The organism is Pseudoalteromonas sp. MMG005, from assembly GCF_018101015.1.
In the GTDB taxonomy this organism is placed as follows: domain Bacteria; phylum Pseudomonadota; class Gammaproteobacteria; order Enterobacterales; family Alteromonadaceae; genus Pseudoalteromonas; species Pseudoalteromonas aurantia.
In genome coordinates, this window is sequence record NZ_JAGJEK010000004.1 from 160400 (window position 1) to 180699 (window position 20300).

The window sequence follows — 20300 nt, forward strand, 5'->3', positions numbered from 1 at the left end:
TTATTGATATTTTACTCAGTCTATCATAGTCAATTCATCTAGCCAGTGCTGATTTTTGTGTGTCTATTTTTATCTAGATGGCTTCCCACGCAACTTGCCACAATGCGCCTTCATTGGGTTCAAATTGCGCCGCGCCATTACGGCAATACTCCGTAAAAGGCCATGGCTTACAACGATAACAACGCTGAGATTTCTCATGCCAAACACGGGTACCTTGTTGATATGTTTGCTGCTCTTTTGGAAAAATATAGTCGTAGGCAGGTATTGAATGAGCTGGCTTTTTTGGCTGTACTTTACACTTAAACTCGACCTTACACGCTATGATGCCACTGTCTGTATGGGCCATTACTGGCAGTTTTCCTCGCCCTTGTGTATTTATTTGATTCACTCTCACAAGTGGCACATGAACATTTATCGTATTCGCAAGTTCACTGCTCCAAGCATGAGCCGCGCATTGACTGTGGTAGCCAATGACCAATTGAACACACAACGCCTTTACTTCTCCAGTTGAAGTGTAAAACCTCACAGAAACAACATCACCCATATGTAGTTGTCGAAATCGAGCTAGAACACCAATTTCTTTCCAACACTCCAAGTCTTGATGTTGACTCACATACTTTACTCTTTCACTATTCAATTGCGCGCAAGTATAGCGTCGAGCACAATAAATACAACTTTTCGGCTAGTTTAAAAAAAATAGCAATCCTTTAAGACCAAAAAACCAGCGTGAAGCTGGCTTTTTGGTCGCTCTACTTAATTAAGCAGGTGAAAAACGCATTTTTACAAAACGCACGAGCTTTAAAACAAACTCCGCAGCCTTACTAAACACCTGCTGTATATCGGTCAAAATGATATATAAGCACGGTACCAATAGTAACGTGATCAGGGTAGCAAATAGCACTGCAAACCCTAGAGAGACCGCCATAGGGATCACGAACATTGCCTGCAAACTTGTTTCAAACATGATGGGTAATACACCCATGAAGGTGGTAATTGATGTGAGTGTTATCGCTCGAAAACGCGCACAACCAGCTTCAATAACCGCTTCTTTTAATGCCATGCCTTGTTTGCGTACTTGGTTAACAAAGTCCGTCATTACTAGGGAGTCATTAATAACAACGCCGGCGGCAGCAATGATGCCGTAAGCCGACATCATACTCAATTCTAAACCAAAGAATAAATGCCCCCATAGCGCGCCCACTAAGCTAAACGGGATCACCGACATGACAATGAGCGGCTGGGCATAACTTTTTAATGGTATCGCCAATAAAATGTAAACTAACAGCATCCCCATCACAAAGAAAATGGCTTGTTCATTTGCTTGTGCTTGTTGCTCTTCAATTGCACCACTTAGCTTCGTTTTAACGGTTGGAAAATTAGCAAGTAGCTCTGGTAAGATCACATCGTCAATTCGGGTGGTCACGGCTGTGGGTTCAATTGCTTCTTCATCGATATTGCCATATACATAGACTGTGCGATAACCCTCTTCTCGGCGTATTTGGCTGATCCCTGGCTTCTCAACTAACTCAACCACGTCACCGAGCATGACTTCTTTACCCGTCGAGGTAGTGATCAGTGTATGCTTCAATGAAGAATATGCTTCTCGTGTCAATTTTGGATAACGTACCATGACACGTACCTCTTCCCCATTACGAATAACACGTTGCGCTTCGCCACCATAATAACTAGCGCCAACTTGGTTACCCACATCTCGTAATGTTAACCCTAGATCATAAGCAACTGGCTTAAGGATAAGCTGAACTTCTTTACTGGCAGGGTCGATAGATGAACTAATATCAAACAACCCTTTTTCTTGCTGCAGCAGGGTGATCAACTGTCGACCAGCCGCATTGAGCGTATCTATATCCGAGCCATATAACAAGTAACCAAAGTCACCGCCACCACCGAGGTTAATGACTTCATCCTCAACTTGAATTGATTTAACCCCAGGAATTTCTGGCATTTGTTCTCGCCAACGGCGTGTCAGTTCAAAGGTATTAAACGGGCGTAACTCTTCATCCACTAACGGTGCCATCACTTGACCATGTGTGCGGTCGCTATTGAATACCATGACATTTTTGACCATTGCCACACCAAACTCTTGCTCAACTTGTTTGTCTACAGTGAGTACAAGCTGTTCCAATTGTTTGATAGCGCTAATCGTTTGTTCATCAGAGACATTGTCATTCATGGTAATTTTTATTGCTGGAAAATCATGTGGGATCTTCGGTAAAAATAATGTGCGAACGGCACCACTGCTCAATAAAGCGAGACTGATAGCAAACACACCAATGAATGAGAAAAGTACCGTCCAACGCCATTCTACACACGTTGTCACAAAGCGTTTATATGGCCCATTTACAAAACCAAAGAAACGACGATTAAATCCATTACGCCAACTTTTTTCTGCCAGCGGTTTAAACTTAATTTGCGCAATGTGTGCTGGCAAAATCAGTTTCGACTCAACCAAACTGAACACTAGACATAACAATACGACACCCGCAATGGAAATAAAATTCGCACTATCTGGACCGGTAGAAAACATCAAAGGGGCAAACACAGCCATAGTCGTCAGTACACCAAACGTTGCAGGTGTTGCCACGCGCTTTGCACCCCTTATTACGTTTTCAACGCCAGGGCCTTTCTTTTCAACTTCAGTATACGCACTTTCGCCAATGACGATTGCATCATCAACCACGATTCCCAGCACCATGATAAAGGCAAATAAAGAGGTTACATTTACAGTGATCCCTAATACAGGCATCATCATCATTGCGCCTAAAAAACACACCGGAATACCAATGGTGACCCACATCGCCAACTTAAAGCGTAAAAACAAAAACAGCATCAATGCAACTAAAAACATCCCTTGCAGCAAGTTGGTTTTCATCATGCTCAATCGACCATTTAGGTAATAGGTCATATCAACCAATGGTTTAATCTCAACACCTGCGGGCAGTTCGGTATTTTTAAGTTCGATATAGGCTTTAACGGAATTAGCCACCGGTACCATGTTCTGCTCAGTCGTTGCTTTAACTTGAATATAAACTGCATTTTTACCGTTTAACTTAAAGTAACGTTCACCTTCGGTAAATTCGTCTTTTATTGTTGCCACATCTTTTAGCAAAACTCGCGCACCACTGGCCCCTACTTTGACAGGAAGTTGACGAAACTCATCGCCATTGTAAGATTGGTTTTCCACTCTCACAGAGATAACACCAGCGCTTGTTCTGAGTTCACCTGCTGAAATATTGGCAGAGTAATTGCGGATGGTACTCGCCACATCTTCAATCGTTAAATTGTATTGACGTAACATATCAGGCTTAATTTCTATCGCAATTTCATCTAATGGCACATCAACCGACACCAAAGAAACATTACCCAACAGAAGTAATTCATCTTCTATTTGTTTTGCAATAGGCTTCAGTTGCGTAAGTGGCAAATCAGCGGCCACTGTCATCCCCACCACATCTTGACGAAATTCAGACTGACTGACCGTCAAAGGTTCCATCGCAGCTGGAAATGTCGCGATACTATCAACTCTAAGCTTCACCTTATCCAGGACATCGGTTAATTCAGCATTCGCATCCACCTTCAGTCTCGCACTACCAGTACCTCTCGAAGCCCGGTAAACTGCTTCTTCAACTTCAGTTACATCCTGTAAAGACTCTTCCAACTTGATCAGAATACTTTCTTCAATCTCTTGTGGAGATGCACCAGGATAATTTGCTGTTACCGTGATGTAATTCAGCTCAACATTAGGGAACATTTGTCGTTGGATCGTTGAATAAGTAAAAAAACCAACAAGGATGATAAACCACATTAACAAATTCGCGGCTACGGAGTTATTTGCAAAGTAGGCAATTAGCCCTGTTTGCTTTTGCTGTTCATGAGTACTCACAGTGCACACCTACCTTTTAAAGTTTTTCAGCTGTGTCATGCTGCGATGAATCTGCACCAGCTACTTTTACTGCCATACCTTTTTGTGGGTATTCAGGCACTGTCATCACAATTTTCTCATTGTCGTTCAGACCTGCACTCACATAAAAATAGGCTCCCTCTTCTCTGATAACCTTAACTTCTCTTGGCTCTAACTCATTGTCCGCATTTAGCAGCCACACTGTTTGGTTATTGACCAAATCTTGCGGTAATCGGTAAATTTTATTCAGTGTTTTACCACCAAAGCTGACTTGCACATACGATCCAAATCTAACTTCAGGTTGACGCGTTTCTAACCCATAAGGATCTTCAACACGCACAACGAGATTAACCATACGCGTATCACTGTCTACGACTCCTAAATCACGATGAATCGACGCATGACGCGTAAAACCATTGAGTCCACTTTGCTTAATTGTGGCTGCAATTCCAGTCACTCTTTCTGGTAAAAATGCACTATCAAACCCTGCTATTGGAATAACTATCTCTGCAAATTCAACATTATTTAACGTCGCAACTGGTGATCCTGTGCTAACAAATTGGCCCACACCCACATCTCGAGAAATGACTAACGCATCATAAGGCGCTTTCACTTCACAATTATCTAAGTCTCGCTGTGCTCTTTTTAACGCCGCTTTTGCTGATTTTACACCCGCCTTCGCACTCAGTACTTGTGGTTTACGCAAAAACAAGTCGGTGTGTTTACGGTTTGGAAAGCGCTTCGCTTCATCAGCTGCAACATCCGCCAATGCTCTTTCTTCGATAAGTGATGCTTGAGCGCGCGATAACTCTGCTTCAGCTTGTAATACTGCCGCCTCATAATTATCTTTTTCTATACGCATCAAGACATCTCCACGTGCCACAATGCCACCAGAGACAAAACTCGAGTGCCATTCGATCACTTCTCCAGATACCTGTACTGACAGTTGAGTCGACTCAAATGGCTTAACTTCACCATAACTGTTTATCACAACCTGATGATCTAATGCTGACACCGTTTCAATTTCGACTATCGGCCGACTGTCTACGTGCGCTTTTGCATCTGGCTCTGCTGCTAGCGCATTAATCCCCTTAGAACCGGCTACACCAATTGTTAACGCCACGAAAGGCAAGATCCATTTTAATGTTTTCGTTTGCATGACTAAATTATCCTGTAATAATTTCCTACAGCTATACTATCAAGATTAGTACCGCAATGAACGTGACATTTGTAAGATTCTGTTGCGACATCAGGCGTTTTTTATAACAAAACCATTACTTCTAATACCCTATTCGTATACATAGAGGCGTAATCTCCTCACTGCCACACGTCATAAAGCCAGTGATATGTATATTACGAGCCTACATTAAGATCCGATTACACCTTGTACGATAAATTGAAAGACGGTAAATTAAGGTTTTATTTCTTGAGATACGAGATGAAACAAGTCTTTATTATCATACTATTAGCATCATTAATCGGATGTACATCAACCGAACTCCCTTCATCAATAGAGCCTCAAGAGCCAAGCTCATTATTCAATCACAGTCTATTCAACGAACAAGCCGTGATTCCAGAAGCAGACATTTTCTTATTGCCAACCGCTGAGCAAGTTCAGTTTCATGCGTATTATCAAGATGCGCTAACAAAAGGGGTAAGAGAAGATAGAATCATTGCGAGCTATCTAAATACTAAACTTAATGAGTTTACTTACGATGGGGCGACATTATCTGCAGCGCAAACATTGGTACAAGATGAAGGAAACTGTATTAGTCTTGCTATATTGACGCAGGCATATGCCAACTTAATTGATGTTGAAACAAGCTTCAGGGAAGTGGCATCCATTCCAGTCTACACAAAAACAGAACGCACCTTACTTGTCTCAAACCATTTCAAAACAAAACTCTTTGCACCAGATGACAATCCCGAAGGATGGATCAGTGCAATACGCCCCGGTACTGTTATCGATTACTTTCCTGCACAAGATATTTACTTTGTCAGTACTGCAACAGTGGATGATCTGACAGCAAAGTTTTACGCAAACCTCGCAACCAATGAGTTACTAAATGAACAGTTTGATAATAGCTACTCTTATTTAAAACAAGCATTTAAACATAGAAACACAGACCCCGAGTTGATCAACCTCGCTGCCATATTACACCGTAGGGCAGGCGATACAGACACGGCAAAAACACTCTTTGAGTATGCTATTAAACACAGCCTGATCAGCAGTAACCTCTTATCGAGTTATACCTATCTAGCAGCAGAGCTCAACGATATGATATTGGTCAAAAAACTAGAAGCCATGAGTGAAGCCTCAGCAAAAACCCCTTTTGATATCATCAATATTGCTAGAAAAGCCTACATGAATCAGCATTATACCCGAGCAGAAAAATTACTTTCTGAACTGGTACAGGAGTTTCCATATTTGCCAGAACCTTATTTTGAACTTGCCAAACTTCATTACCAAAAAAACAACCTCAGTACCTCCCAACAATTTTTATCTGAAGCATTACTCAAAGCAGAAGACCAGAAAAAAGCTGGAATATATCAAGCTAAATTAAGCTCATTAGAACAATTACTCTCCGAAAGGTAACGCTAAAGTTAACAAAAAACACTTTACAGTTAACAAATTTCTAACTATGTTGGTTGTGTTCGATTTTTATACAAACGACAACTACATGTAAGGAAATTAAAATGAAAGTGCGTTATTTACTACCATTAATTGGTTCAGTATCGTTAACTACAATGGCACAAGCGCCGCTTACAGAAGCGCAAATGCTAAAATATACCAGTAAAACCAGCGAAGCGGTGATCGGTGCAAAAGAAGAAACAAACATTGTCCTGACAACCAAAGCAGGATCGTTTAAACAAACCATAACACATCCCGATGCCAGCTATATAAAATTACACTTTAAAAACCTCGACCTAAGTGGTGGAGGTAAGTTGGTCGTTAGAAACCTCGATGGCAGTGAGCGTTACGAATACACCATCTCTGATATGAAAAAAGCCACACTCGACGCCAAATTAGGTGACAATGGTACAACCTCATTTTCTACCATGTCGGTATCGAGTGATGCTGTTGTCGTAGAATACACAGCGGGATCGAGTAACGTCACTCCAGTCATTGATCATTATTACTATGGTAAAGAAAACGGCATCAGTATTTTAAACGGCACCGACGTCGATACTCAATCAACTTGTGGTATCAATGAACGTAAAGACGTGCAATGTTGGGCTGAGTCTCACCCTGTTGAATTTGAACGCAGTCGTCCTGTTGCCCGACTCGTTATTGGTGGCCGTAGCTTGTGTACTGGTTGGCGTGTGGGCGCTGATAACCGCATGTTTACCAATAATCACTGCGTTGAAACTGCAGCAGAGCTGGCCTCTACAGAGGTTTGGTTTAACTATCAAAACACCAGCTGTAATGGATCAACCAGAGAAACGGTTGTTAAAGTAACGGGTAAAGATTTCTTTGCAACCGACTACACATTAGACTACACACTCTTTTCAATTAATGACTTTGCTAAAGCAGCACCATTTGGTTACTTTGGGTTAGATGTACGTGACGCAACGCAAGGTGAGCGTATCTATATTCCTCAACATGGTTCAGGTAACCCCAAAGAGCTATCGATTGAATCTGATCAAGATAACAACAACCTATGCCAAGTGAATCAAGCTAATGCGAATGGCCGCGGTACTGGCACTGATTTAGGCTATTACTGTGATACCATTGGCGGCTCTTCTGGCTCGCCAGTATTAGCGGCAGCAACCAATAAAGTAATTGCCCTGCATCATTTAGGTGGGTGCACCAACAAAGGGGCTAAAATTAGCCGTATTTGGCCTCAAGTTTCTTCACACTTTAACGGTGTACCTGACGGTGACAATGGCTCGACGGATCCATTACCAACTGCGAGCTTCTCTGCAGACTGTTCAGCACTAAATTGTAACTTTGATGGTACTGCATCAACCTCACCAAATGGCTCGCTTAGCCAATACGAGTGGCAATTCGGTGATAACAGCAGCAATGGGTTTGGTGCAAACACCAGTCATAGCTTTACAGCAGCTGGTGATTACACTGTATCATTAACGGTAACCGACTCTAGTGGTGCGACAGCAACAACCAGTAAAACAGTCTCAGTCAATGATGGTACAGACCCTGCTCAGTTACAAAATGGCGTCGCTAAGTCAGACTTGCGAGGCAGCAACCGCTCTGAAGAGTTCTTCTATTTTGATGTACCAGCCGGCGCAACTAATATTAAATTTAACCTATATGGTGGCACTGGTGATGCTGATTTATATGTGAAAAAAGACCAGAAGCCGACCACGTCTAATTGGACATGTCGCCCATATCGAAGTGGGAATAGCGAAACATGTACAGTCAATGAAGGAGCTGGTCGATATCACGTCATGATCCGAGCTTATAGAACATTTAGCGGTGTATCTCTAAAAGCTGACTACACTCAATAATCAACATCTTTCTATCTCCTAGTTAGACGGAGGGCGGCTTGTTAAGCAAGCCGCCCTCATATATTCAAGAGCTCATACATTACTTTTGATCGTACCAAACACCAAGCCACACTCTATTTTCATTTTCCAGAAGCCTACCGGATACCCGACCCAAGCCAAAATCAATACGTAAATCACTCACACCTGCAGGAGCAAACCTTCCTAACCAACTGCTTTTTTCGATAAACGTAGTGAATTGAAAACCATAACTGTTACCTAAAACCTCATTATCTAGGTGGTGTTGATGATAATATAACCATGGTTTATTCACGCGCCAACTTACTCCTGCACCAAACTGCTGATAGTGATTTCCTTGCCTACTAGACAACGCCAATTCTGGTATGAACACTTGATTCGCCGCAATGTTGTTATCCAAAATAGGTGTAACAAATCCCCCTAATTGCAAGCTACTACCTTGGCGCAACATTTGGTTGGTTTGTATATACCAAGGAATATGAGCAACCTTTCCAGAGATATGCGCTGCAACATCATATCCCTGCCATACATGCTCCCCTATTTCGCCTTCATACTAATGCCACGACATGGCATTCGCAAGCGCAAAATCTTGCTGGTCATCAGACCAACGATAAGCCGCACCAACGCGCAACCAACGCGCGCGCTGGTCTACATATTGACGCTCCAAATCACTGATATGTGCAGCTAATTGACCCTTAAACGCCCATCTTGAATACGTCAATGTGTTTGAAAGTTGCACGAAGCCTCCTTCCCTTTGTTGCTCGTGAACAAGCTCACTTCCACCCTCATTGTGAGGGCGATGTGCAACATCAAATACTTTCCCCTGCCACTTCACTCCCTTATCTTCATAGTGAATATCCGCAAAATACCCTGATAACTTGGTTGCTGTTGTGTCTTGCACTAGGCCCACTTGCCAACTTAATTGCTCTAAGAAATCAGAGCCTTTAACTCCCACGTGAATGAGCGAACTTGATGCGCTATTGTACTGAACTCCAAGTGCTAAGGAGCTTGACTGCTGCCAAATATCATAAGGCAATTTAGGGTGAACGGGCTCGTATATTTGGGCTTCAGGTAAATATCGAGTATGTTTCTGTGTAGTGTCCATTCGCGAGCTTTTAAGGCCCCTCTTTATGTTAACCGCCTGCAGCTCATGACCTACATGTATCGAAATAACACGCAACTCAACGCCCTGTGCATTCATCGATAGAAATAACAGCGTATCATCATCTAAAAAAGTGGGATAACCAACCACCTGCTGGCCTTTGGTGATCTTTGTTAGTTTTTCTGTTTCAAATTCATAACTGTACATATCTATGTCACCATCAACACCCGCTATAAAGACAATGCTGCCATCATCTGGATGCCATTGCGGATGTGCCACATATTGATAGCCTGCCGGCATTGGCACTTCATATTCAATGCCATTGTCAATGCGTCGAACAATCAATTGCCAATGGCGATTCAAACCCGTTTTTAAATAAGCTAGGGCATGTTCACTGTGGCTTAAAATTGGAAAATCATACACTTCCCCCAACTGATGCTCTGTGAGTGGGGTGATATGCTGTGGTGAAAGGTGTATCGATACTAAATCAGAATATCCATAGCGAGCTTGCTCTGCATATATATACTTACTTTTTTTACCCACCGTAAATCGACGAATACTTGCGCCAATCGTCAGTTGAGTGAGTGTATTGCTGTTTAAGGACCAGCGAAACAGCTCACCACTGACATGATGATCATTGACGTGCTCTTTCACCCCAGACACAAACAATAAGGTGCTATCATCCAACCACTGTGGGTAACGAATGCTTTCGTGGTTTCGTGATGGCAATTGGTATTGTCGCTCGCGATGAAATACCTCTGGCGCTTTATCAACAATATCCTGCTCATCGCGTGCTAATACTTGCTGCTGCTCACTGGCAAATTCTTTGGCCGCCTGGGCATTGTCTTCATTTGCATAGACATTCAAATACACAGCGCCTTGAGCATTGCGTTCAACCAACGCAAGTAGTGATTTATTTGGCGACAATGCAGGGCTATGTGCACTGAAATCTGCTTTCATCCATACTGTGTCATCCAACTGCGGCTCAGCACGTTCTTGCTGCATACTGTGATACGTATATTCTGCAATAAAGCGCTGATAAAGCCGTTCGGCTGGCTGCCCAAACACGCCCGTAAATGCGTCTTGAAAACGCCGTTTTTTTACCGCTTGCATTCTCACCCAGACAGCATCAAGTGTTTGCTCTGAATAGTTTTTTTCGAGCCAAGCAAGAAACCTTCCCCCCAACAAATATGCCATGGTGTTAGATAAATACCGCTCGTCTGCACCATTGAGTTGGCGATAAGTTGGCAATGCTCCTTGCTGAGCAAACCGAGTTAATATTGCTTCGCTAAAGTTATCGTAGAGGCGCCCACGTCCTGTCATCTTTGATTCTAATAATGTTGCATACCCTTCTGCTACCCAGCGTGGCATTGTTGCTTCATTCAAATCATAGAGATCCCAGCTATTACGAATACGTTGTCGCCATCGGTTACGTGAGGGCTGAGATAAGTGGACCAAATGCACATATTCATGAAGAATAAGTAGTTGTTGCCACCCTCGACTATTAGAAATAACCGTGTCTGATTGCGGTGGCGTGGTAAACAGTGCCATCAATGGCGAATCTGTACTGGGCAACGCAAACCCGTTTGCGCCATGGATAGGATCAAATACAACCACATCTGCAGTTGCGGGTAAACTGCGATTTTGTTGCGTTAAAATAAACTGCCGAACTTGCTCTAATTCTTGCGCAGCTGATTGCGCCCATGCATCGTGACCATCAGTAAAGTGCACATTAAAATGGGCGGTACGTAACGTTGACCATTCAGGCGTCGCCCAACCCGAAAAAGAGAGACCGCAAACACTGATCCAGAGTAATAATCGCAGCATAATCAACTCAAAATAATCATCTTATAGTGAGTATCGCAAATAATGGCAATTATTTAATCTAAACACTCAAAGGTAAGTGTAAAAACATATTACTAACTCGGGTGTACCGTTGGGTTTGCCAAAGAAACAAATAAGCTTAAAATACCAGCAGACACAACAAGAACACATATCGCCAGCGATGCACTTAATCCTGCGTAATACATTGCTGCTGCCACCAAAGATGCGGCACTCCACACACCAAGTCGATGTAAATAACGACTGATTGTATTACTTGCTTTAACGTTGATCAGTACAGCAATCACTAATAATAATGCCAACAGACACAGTATCACTAACATATTCACCTCCTGTTAACATACATTATATGCTAATGATAATTATTATCAAATAAATATCGTAACTTAATTTTAAATATGCTGTTCACACTTCCTATATAACTGATCTGAATTATATGCTCTGTAAGCACTTCACGATTTACAATGAAAGAAGCAAAAAACGATTTTTCTAGAAGCTAAAGCACCTGCGTGAGCGTACAAAAAACATATGACTGTTAACTCACATTTATGTGTAGTCTACATGATGATTATACGCCTACTTTTTGTGAGCCTTGTAAATTATGTCGCACAAGTAGGCCTCAGTACACGTGGGGTACAACCATGAGGAGGGATATTATGTGTCAGCTTTACCAAAAAAACGGTAAGTTGTAGAGACTATCACGGTACCCATTTATCAAGATGGGCGCGCTATCGCACCTTAAAGGTATTATCACCGCCGGTGGTGCAATAGCAAAAAATTAGGCCGCTTAAGCCCAGCGAATACGGGTAGCTAAGGTGTGGCTTTCTCCAGGATTAACCACAATAGCATCATCCATTACGTTTGCCGCTTCCAAACAGAGCATCGATAAGTATTCATCATCTTTAAAGTTACTTAAACGCTGCGACTTTTCAACCCAGGGGTTCCATAAAACACACGACTGAGAGTTTTCTCTGCTCACTTCAATACGCCCATCTGGTGTATTAATCATTTGTGTAACAGGCGCTTGGGTATACACCATATCTGTTTCTCGCGCGAAATGTACCACCTCCTCTTGTAAGAACGGCCCCTGACCAAACTCAATATATTGAGCACCTTGTAGGCCGTCAACAGACGTTTCATTAATAGACGGAGTTGGAAAATACGTATGTAAGGCTTGCGTCAATGTAAACGCGTTTTGGCCTAGATTGGTATTGGTTAAGCGCACCTCAATACTTTGGCCAAACAAAAATGTTACCTCTAATTTAGACTGATGCGGCCAGTAAGTGTCATCGACCAATGTCATAGGCAAAGATAAACGAACTTCCACATGGGTATCATGCTCAATGACTTCCTCAGCGCGCCATATGAGTTTACGTGCCACCCCATGAATAGGCCATTGTGGATCACTGTGCACGCCAAACCATGGCCAACAAATCGGGATCCCCCCACGTACGGCTTTACCTTCAATGTAATCTTCGTCAGCTGAAACCCAAATCAAATTGCCTTGGCCTTTCGGGGTAAACTCTGTTAACTGTGCGCCTTGTAAAAATACCTTCCCTCGACATAACGCACTATCAACCTGTATATACTCAAGCCCGCTATCTGTACGCTGAATAGACACTGATGCAGAAAGATCCATACTTCACCTTATTATCGTGTTTAAAAAACATTATCTAGGTTACCCAATTTACCTATCCTGAGTAAATAAATAACCGTCAATATGAAGCATCTTCATACACACCACAACCAATTCATTGCGTATCAAAATCATTTCTCTGCTGGGCTTATCATCATTTTCTACCATTACAAATGACACTCCAAATCATATTAGATTGTGCGTCACACACTGCTGTACCGTCTCCACGCGTGCGTTTTATTGCAATATTTATAACGTTAATAAAATAAGGCTAAGATATTAATAATATACTTAATTATCAGATATTTTTATCAGTTAATTGGGATTAGAACACGATATGGTCTACCCTATTACTACTCTTTTTGACAACATCATATGAAGCCTATTCATGTTAAAATTTACCGCTCTTGCATTGGCAATCAGCGTATTGTCATATCCAGTATCTGCCAGCACAGATGAGTTAGCACAACTTAAACAGCAGCTTGCCAAGTTACAACAGCAAATACAAAAAATTGAAGACGACGCAAAAAAAGCGAAAAAAGCGGCGCCATCAGAGTCATCTGGTATCAAAGTAGGCGGTGCTGTGCGAACGAATTACAGCCATACTTCGTATAGCGATGGTAATAAAAATCGCGGCGGAGATTTTGATTTCGATTTATTCCGTATCAATTTCTCTGGTGATATTGGCGACGTTTCACTCAATGCTGAGATCCGCTTTTTCGATTATATGACTGCGGTAAAATACGCCTACGTTGGCTACGACTTCGCCGAACATTGGCAAGTTCAAACCGGTATTACCAAAGTACCGTTTGGTAATTGGCCCTACAATTCGCACAACTACTTCTTCAGTACAAATTACTATATCGGCTTAGAAGACGATCATGACTTAGGCGTGTTATTTAAGCGTAAACTCAGTGACAACTGGCAGTTAGATTTAGGTTTTTTCAAAAATGATGAACTCGGTGGTATTGATGGATATGTGAGTGATCGCGCTGATCGTTACTCTTATGATGTCGTCGGTTATCGTCAAAGTAGTGATGGTATTTACGACAATCCTACGCACCCGATTGGCGAATATAATACCTTTGCCGCACGCTATGGATACCATATTCAGCACTCCGGTGGGACGACCGAAATCGGGTTTTCAAGCCAATTTGGTGGGTTACACGATGGCAATGATCGAGTTGGTGATAGTTTGGCTTGGGCATTGCATGTGAATAGCAATATAGGGCCATGGAACATTCAGCTACAACATGGCGAATATGACCACGATATTGAAGGGTTTGATCGAATGGCTGTGGGCGCGTATGCGTTTTACGATAGCATTGCAGCGCAAGCCACCACATCCAGTGCCAACCTCGCATATAGCATGCCCGTCAAGTGGGGTGCGGTCACCGGATTACAATTTTACAATGACTTCGGCATTATTTATGACAAATCGGATGCCAGTGCTGACACCTGGATGAATGTCACCGGCGTATCGGTTGCTGCTGGTGGGCTATTTACTTACTTTGATTTAGTGCATGCCAAAAATCAACCCTTTGTAGGCGGCTCCATTGCAGGTGATAGCAATGACACGGAGCGTCGCTTTAACATCAATATTGGCTACTATTTCTAATTCTGTACGGGTCTATCTGCTTAGTGGTGCGACCCTATTCCGCGTAGAAAACTTTCATAATTAACTAGACAATTTATACACACTTTATAGCCAAACCTTATTTGAGCGATCATTCAAATAAGTTTAACCTTAAATCTTACTCAATAAAAAGGGATACCCCCATGGTTCAATTCGATATTCATACGTTAGACAGCGCACCACAAGACAGTAAATCACTGCTACAAGACTCTATAAATACATTTGGGATGATCCCAAATTTACACGGTGTCATGGCTGAATCAGCGCCTCACTTACAAGCCTATCAAACATTACACACACTATTTCTACAATCCGCGTTTACCAGTGATGAAAAAACGGTTGTATGGCAAACCATTAATGTTGAACATAATTGTCATTATTGCGTACCAGCGCATTCAGCCATCGCCAAATCAATGGGTGTAGATGACACACTCAACCAAGCACTCAGAGATCACACTGCACTGCCTAACGAACGGCTTGAAACACTTCGTACCACGGTATTACAGCTGGTCAGAAATCGGGGTATTTTATCTGACAATGAACAACAGCAATTTTTCGACGCTGGTTATACACAGCAACATTTGCTCGATATTCTTTTAGGCCTTGCGCAAAAAATCATGAGTAATTATGTCAACCATTTAGCTAAAACTCCTGTAGATAAACCATTTGAAGCCTTTATCTAAGCGCAATACCTCGCATTTCATTGACCCTGTGATAAGCTTAAAGGAGATGATTTACAGGGTCATAGGCATGCAGAAAAAGATAAATGGTATTTTCAATAGGTGCTTTTGGCTGCATTTAACAGGTATTGTGTTTGTTGCACTTGGGTTTATTGGCATTGTGCTCCCAGTCATGCCCACCACCATTTTCTTTATTCTTGCCCTTGCGTGTTTTACCCGCTCTTCACCCCGTTTTGCAAACTGGTTGCTTAATCACCCTAAATTTGGCTATAGCTTGCAACAATGGCAAAAGTATCGGGTTGTACCACCCAAAGGGAAGTGGGGGGCGGGAATTGGTATGAGTCTTGGGTTCTTGATCTTATTATTAAATCAACCACCCGTGTGGGTTTTAGTCATTGTTGCGGTCACTGAGCTTGCGGTGTTAGCCTACATCTTGCGTAAGCCATCATACCCACCTTTATCGGGGCCAGCTTAGCCATCACCGTAACATACGGTCAATCACAGCCAAGCTGAGTTTATAAATACTGCTGATACTGAGACAATAAGTCCTGCGTAATTTCTTTGTTCGCGTTTATTGCTTGATTAATTACCTGCAACTGCTGTGAACTAACATAGCCTTGTCGAAACATAAAATACACTGGGTTGCGATGCACGACCTGAGCGGTTTCAAACAAGTGCACATAATGCCTTTGCTTTAAAAAATAACGCCCAGACAGCTCATCTTCAACCACATAGTCTAACCGCTGTTTATTTAATAAATCAAAACGTTGCTTTGCCAGTGGTAATTCTGCGATTTGCGCTGGAAAACGCGCCACCAGCTGGGAGAATGACGCGCCATAAAAACTGCCAAGATTTATCCCTATGGTCCCTTTATTTATCAAAATATGCTCTATCGTTGCCTTTACCACGTCACTATTTCGATGTGCATACAACCGCATCACCTCTTCACGATACGCCTCTGTAAATGTTGCAAAGTCAGCACGTTGCTTGGTATAGCTGGCAGCAAAAAGCATATCGATAGTGCCTTTTCTCAACTGCTAAAATGCGCGACTTGAAGAAGGAAGTTCGACAAATGACACGCAATAATTGGCTGCATTCAATATGTTTTTAATAATATCAACATCCACCCCAATAAATTTATCAGGCTGTTTAATCACATAAGGTGGCCAACCTTCATTAATACCAATACGCACCTTGTGTTGACAAGCAAACGCAGCGTAATGCCAACCAAGCAGTACTAAAAATATAACGAGTTTAAAAGCTTGGTGATTCATAACCCTTGGCATGCCCTTCATCTATTTACGTTATTATTATTTTATATCAACACTATAGCATCGCTTGTACACAATAAGTAAACTAATTAACATCAGGTTTGGATAAGGGTTTTGGAATAGGAAATATTTTGTAAACAAACTTATGTACAATCCAATGATGATATTTTGGTCAATATCAAGGTGCTTTTATGCAGTAATAGCGGGCTATTACAAATGAAAGCAACACCGAGAGCGAGAAAAATAGCTTTATTGGGCAAATTCGCTTATCCAGAGCTGAGGTTAATTATATTTGCGCAATATGGTCTATTAATGCTGAATACCTCAAACCATAAAAGCCTCACTAAAGATCGGTTATGGTGAAGTTTTCGCGATATAGATTTTAAAGTAAAGGAAAGGTATAGACGCTATTGAGGAGACTCAATAGCGTCTTAGCGCGTGCCGCAGGCTAGGTTACAAATTGATCAAAATTAGCATGTAAGTCCACCACTCTTTTAGCTATGTTTTGATTGGCTTCAGATGTTTCACTGGCGCCTTGCGCCGTTTCAGTTGCTAAGTCATTAATGTTATTTACGCTTTTATCAATATCTCCTGCTACCACAGACTGCTGTTCGGCTGCGGTGGCTATTTGGGTATTCAAATCATTAATTAAATCAATCGATTGCGCCGCTTCATCCAGTGTACTGCGTGTCTCTCGGCTTTTACCTAAACAAGCACTGGCGCTTTCTGTTCCTTTAGCCATACTCACAACCACTTTATTGGCTTCTGTTTTCAACCGTGACAGCAAATCTTGAATATCAGCCGTTGAGCCTTGTGTGCGGCTTGCCAAAGTACGTACTTCATCAGCAACCACCGCAAAACCACGCCCTGTTTCACCCGCCCTTGCCGCTTCAATGGCTGCGTTAAGGGCAAGTAAGTTCGTTTGTTCAGAAATGCTTTGTATTGACTCGAGCACCGTGCTGATATTATTAGTCTCCTCAACTAAAGAGGTAATATCTGCCGATGCTTCGTTCATTTCACCCACCAAGTTTTCAATAATATCATTGGTTTCTGTTGCAATGACTTTACTCGACGCCACCTTATTACGTACATTTTGTGTCGCTTCCGCAGCATTTGCTGTACTTTTCGACACGTCTTGTGTGGTGGTACTCATTTGATACACAGCAGCGGCCACCATTTCAGTTTGGCTTTTTTGATCTAATACATTTTGCTTCGTCTGGCCAACAACTTGTGTGGCTAATTCAGACGACTCACCCAAACTTCTCACAATATTATTGGTACTCGCTATAATACTACGTAAATTACCAATAAACTTATTGAATTCTTTGGCCATAACGCCAGTTTCATCTCCAGCCGACTCATCCAATTGCACCGTTAAATCGCCATTGCCACTAGCCACTGATTTTAATCGTTCAATAAGCGCATCAATCGGCCGCGTTATAGAACGACCTACAGTAAATGAAATACCCAATGCAAATATCGCCGCAACGATTGATGTTATGCCAATCCACAAAATAGCTGCTTGTTCGTCGTGCTCAGCTTGTAAAGAGGCGTCTTGTGTAAACTGTTGAATATCATTTAATTGTGTAACAAGCTGCAAGAGGATATCATCACTTTTATGTTCTATCTCCAACACTGTACCCATTAACCTCACAACAGGTGTTGTCTGTAAATCAGCCAAAACCTGCATCATGCTATCATTAACAGCAGTGTATTGTGACTTAACATCCAACAATTGTTGATTAACCTTACGAAGTTTGACTTTTGCAACCTCCAACTTTGCCGTGCTAGATGCTTCTCTAGAAAAATCAATAACATGATTAAGTTCTTTCTCTATTTTAGTATTTAACTTAGAAAGACTTCCTGTCAGCTGGTTTAGCGGTTGTGTAAAGCTGCTCTCGCCTTGATCTATCAGTGCTTTATACAAAAGTACCCGTTCAAACAAAATTGCTTGCTCTAATTGGAGTTCTGTTAATTGTGTTAAAAATCGGGTAAGTGGAATATCTTTTTCAGCAATATCTACCAACTCATTGCCTATTTTGGCCATCTGCACAAGCGACAATACGCTTACAATTAACAATAACCCCAATTGCGCAATACCCATTGCATATATTCGGGTGCCAATATTCAATCTTTTCATACACTACGCGACCTATATTTACACTTATGGTTAACAGTGTAGTTACTCAAATTAAATCTTGCGATTTTTCTTCGAAAACGACCCATAATTCCCCGAGAAAAGTAATCATTTTGCTACCCGTCAACTATCCACCAATGCTCAATGCATATTTTTATACAATTATAATAGCCACAGTTTTTGTATTAATAGGTACGCGAGTCATTTTATATTCAGGAAACCTTTGCTAACAATAAAAAGGACATCAATTTATAAGGAAATTAAAATGATCAATACATGCGTTAAAACACTACTACTCATACTCACTATGCTTTTTTCTATCAGTACGTATGCCGCATCCTCCTCACCGCTTAATTGCTATTGGAAAGAAGCATATAACACCGACATGGCACTCGCTGAAACTCAGCATTGCACCAACATCACCGACCGCTTTACCGACGAATTTGAAGTGGCCAGCCGTATGTATATTCGCGCCTCTGACTTTTGTGTCGCAACGAAAAAAACGGGTTACCTGCCCAAGTTGCAGGGAACAATAACCGTTGATGACGATACCAGCTGTTATAACGATGCCGTTTACTTTACGCCTGCACCACCAACCCGAATTGTAAATGGTTTCACACAAACACTGCTTGACTGTCAATGGCAAGCTTTACAGGGTGCTTACGCGCAATATACCTGTCAAAGCACGCCTGACAACACACCCGTTCCTTTTATTGCATCTAAGGTTGCAGTCGGGACGCATTGTCAAATATTCGATAACCCCTCAGTAAATCACACGCTAGAATCTGGCGTGATAAGCACCACCGCAGCGAGCAACTGCCAAGTTGGTCCAGTTTATTTTCAGAAACATCCTGAACAACAAATCATTAATGGTGTCACCGTATCTTTGCAACAGTGTCAGTGGGAAACCGTTAACGCAACATTCAAAGTAAGAAAATGCAAAAATATTAATGATCAAGGCCTCGAACTCGTCGTGTCGAGTATTTTCAATAATCAACAATACGACTCGTTAGAACATGCCAATCAAAGTATACCGAATGGCGAACTAATCATGGATGAAACACTCAACCCACATAACCCCCCAATCTATTTTCGCGCTAACCCTTAACTGCTCACCGCTCACTCTAAGTTACTCAGTGAATGGACTATAAGCCACAAAAAGCCGGCGTTCTCTCATGGGCTTTTTGTGCTATCCACCACGCTCAATATAGAAATCTCTGTTTAACCTCAGGCTTGGATAAGGGTTTTGGAATAGAAAATGTTTTGAAAACAAACTCACGTCCAATTCAATGATGATATTTAGCTCAATATCAAGGCGCTTTTATGCAGTAATAGCGGGCTATTACAAATGAAAGCAGCGCCGAGAGTGAGAAAAATAGCTTTATTGGGCAAATTCGCTTATCCAGAGCTGAGGTTATTTACACCAAAAAATAGGCGATGTTATAAGGGTTATACTCGACACATAACAGGCAAAGTCAGTGATGTGTTTGCAGGGAGAATCACCCTCGTACTTAAGGGGGCAGCTATAACACGGCCAGCCATATGCCAGCATATTTCTTTTTAGTGGTACTTGAGCATAGGTGCTGTATTGC

Annotated in this window: 16 protein-coding genes; 6 read left to right on the forward strand and 10 right to left on the reverse strand. The window is 42.0% G+C overall.

Going from position 1 to position 20300, the window contains the following annotated elements:
- Positions 1 to 73 precede the first annotated feature (73 nt).
- The 3 genes from J8M01_RS04945 to J8M01_RS04955 form a co-directional block, all read right to left on the reverse strand.
- Positions 74 to 613 (reverse strand): hypothetical protein, encoded by a 540-nt coding sequence (locus tag J8M01_RS04945; protein ID WP_192509089.1) that lies wholly within the window; start codon positions 611 to 613, stop codon positions 74 to 76.
- Between the two features lie 144 nt (positions 614 to 757).
- Positions 758 to 3901, reverse strand: a complete 3144-nt coding sequence (locus J8M01_RS04950; RefSeq protein WP_211057202.1) for an efflux RND transporter permease subunit — start codon at positions 3899 to 3901, stop codon at positions 758 to 760.
- A gap of 16 nt (positions 3902 to 3917) precedes the next feature.
- A complete protein-coding gene (locus J8M01_RS04955) occupies positions 3918 to 5078 on the reverse strand; it encodes an efflux RND transporter periplasmic adaptor subunit (protein ID WP_211057203.1) in 1161 nt (386 codons plus the stop codon).
- A 279-nt stretch (positions 5079 to 5357) separates the two neighbouring features.
- Between J8M01_RS04955 and J8M01_RS04960 the strand changes: the two genes are divergently transcribed.
- Positions 5358 to 6515: a hypothetical protein gene (locus tag J8M01_RS04960; protein ID WP_211057204.1), complete on the forward strand. Its 1158-nt coding sequence runs from the start codon at positions 5358 to 5360 to the stop codon at positions 6513 to 6515.
- A 101-nt stretch (positions 6516 to 6616) separates the two neighbouring features.
- Positions 6617 to 8389, forward strand: coding sequence for a PKD domain-containing protein (locus tag J8M01_RS04965; protein WP_211057205.1), 1773 nt, complete (start codon positions 6617 to 6619; stop codon positions 8387 to 8389).
- Between the two features lie 79 nt (positions 8390 to 8468).
- On the opposite strand, the gene J8M01_RS04970 is transcribed toward J8M01_RS04965, so the two are convergent.
- The 4 genes from J8M01_RS04970 to J8M01_RS04985 form a co-directional block, all read right to left on the reverse strand.
- Positions 8469 to 8834, reverse strand: a complete 366-nt coding sequence (locus J8M01_RS04970; protein WP_211057206.1) for a hypothetical protein — start codon at positions 8832 to 8834, stop codon at positions 8469 to 8471.
- Positions 8835 to 8957: 123 nt separating this feature from the next.
- The gene (locus J8M01_RS04975; protein ID WP_211057207.1) at positions 8958 to 11333 is read right to left on the reverse strand and encodes a hypothetical protein; all 2376 of its coding nucleotides are present in this window, start codon (positions 11331 to 11333) and stop codon (positions 8958 to 8960) included.
- Positions 11334 to 11425: 92 nt separating this feature from the next.
- Positions 11426 to 11671 (reverse strand): hypothetical protein, encoded by a 246-nt coding sequence (locus J8M01_RS04980; RefSeq protein WP_192509095.1) that lies wholly within the window; start codon positions 11669 to 11671, stop codon positions 11426 to 11428.
- A gap of 464 nt (positions 11672 to 12135) precedes the next feature.
- Entirely contained in the window at positions 12136 to 12987 is an 852-nt protein-coding gene (locus J8M01_RS04985) for a D-hexose-6-phosphate mutarotase (protein WP_211057208.1), read from the reverse strand.
- A 385-nt stretch (positions 12988 to 13372) separates the two neighbouring features.
- Between J8M01_RS04985 and J8M01_RS04990 the strand changes: the two genes are divergently transcribed.
- The 3 genes from J8M01_RS04990 to J8M01_RS05000 all read left to right on the forward strand — a co-directional run bounded on the left by J8M01_RS04990 (position 13373) and on the right by J8M01_RS05000 (position 15775).
- Positions 13373 to 14602: a porin gene (locus J8M01_RS04990; RefSeq protein ID WP_211057209.1), complete on the forward strand. Its 1230-nt coding sequence runs from the start codon at positions 13373 to 13375 to the stop codon at positions 14600 to 14602.
- Between the two features lie 161 nt (positions 14603 to 14763).
- Entirely contained in the window at positions 14764 to 15303 is a 540-nt protein-coding gene (locus J8M01_RS04995) for a carboxymuconolactone decarboxylase family protein (RefSeq protein ID WP_211057210.1), read from the forward strand.
- 67 nt (positions 15304 to 15370) lie between these two features.
- Entirely contained in the window at positions 15371 to 15775 is a 405-nt protein-coding gene (locus tag J8M01_RS05000; protein WP_211057211.1) for a YbaN family protein, read from the forward strand.
- A gap of 40 nt (positions 15776 to 15815) precedes the next feature.
- Here J8M01_RS05000 and J8M01_RS05005 read toward each other — a convergent pair whose 3' ends face one another.
- The 3 genes from J8M01_RS05005 to J8M01_RS05015 form a co-directional block, all read right to left on the reverse strand.
- Positions 15816 to 16334, reverse strand: a complete 519-nt coding sequence (locus J8M01_RS05005) for a transporter substrate-binding domain-containing protein (protein WP_282100507.1) — start codon at positions 16332 to 16334, stop codon at positions 15816 to 15818.
- A 3-nt stretch (positions 16335 to 16337) separates the two neighbouring features.
- Positions 16338 to 16574, reverse strand: a complete 237-nt coding sequence (locus tag J8M01_RS05010; protein WP_211057213.1) for a hypothetical protein — start codon at positions 16572 to 16574, stop codon at positions 16338 to 16340.
- A 445-nt stretch (positions 16575 to 17019) separates the two neighbouring features.
- Positions 17020 to 18711, reverse strand: a complete 1692-nt coding sequence (locus J8M01_RS05015) for a methyl-accepting chemotaxis protein (RefSeq protein ID WP_211057214.1) — start codon at positions 18709 to 18711, stop codon at positions 17020 to 17022.
- Between the two features lie 262 nt (positions 18712 to 18973).
- On the opposite strand from J8M01_RS05015, the gene J8M01_RS05020 reads away from it, so the two are divergent.
- Positions 18974 to 19816 (forward strand): hypothetical protein, encoded by an 843-nt coding sequence (locus J8M01_RS05020; RefSeq protein WP_211057215.1) that lies wholly within the window; start codon positions 18974 to 18976, stop codon positions 19814 to 19816.
- Positions 19817 to 20300 lie beyond the last annotated feature (484 nt).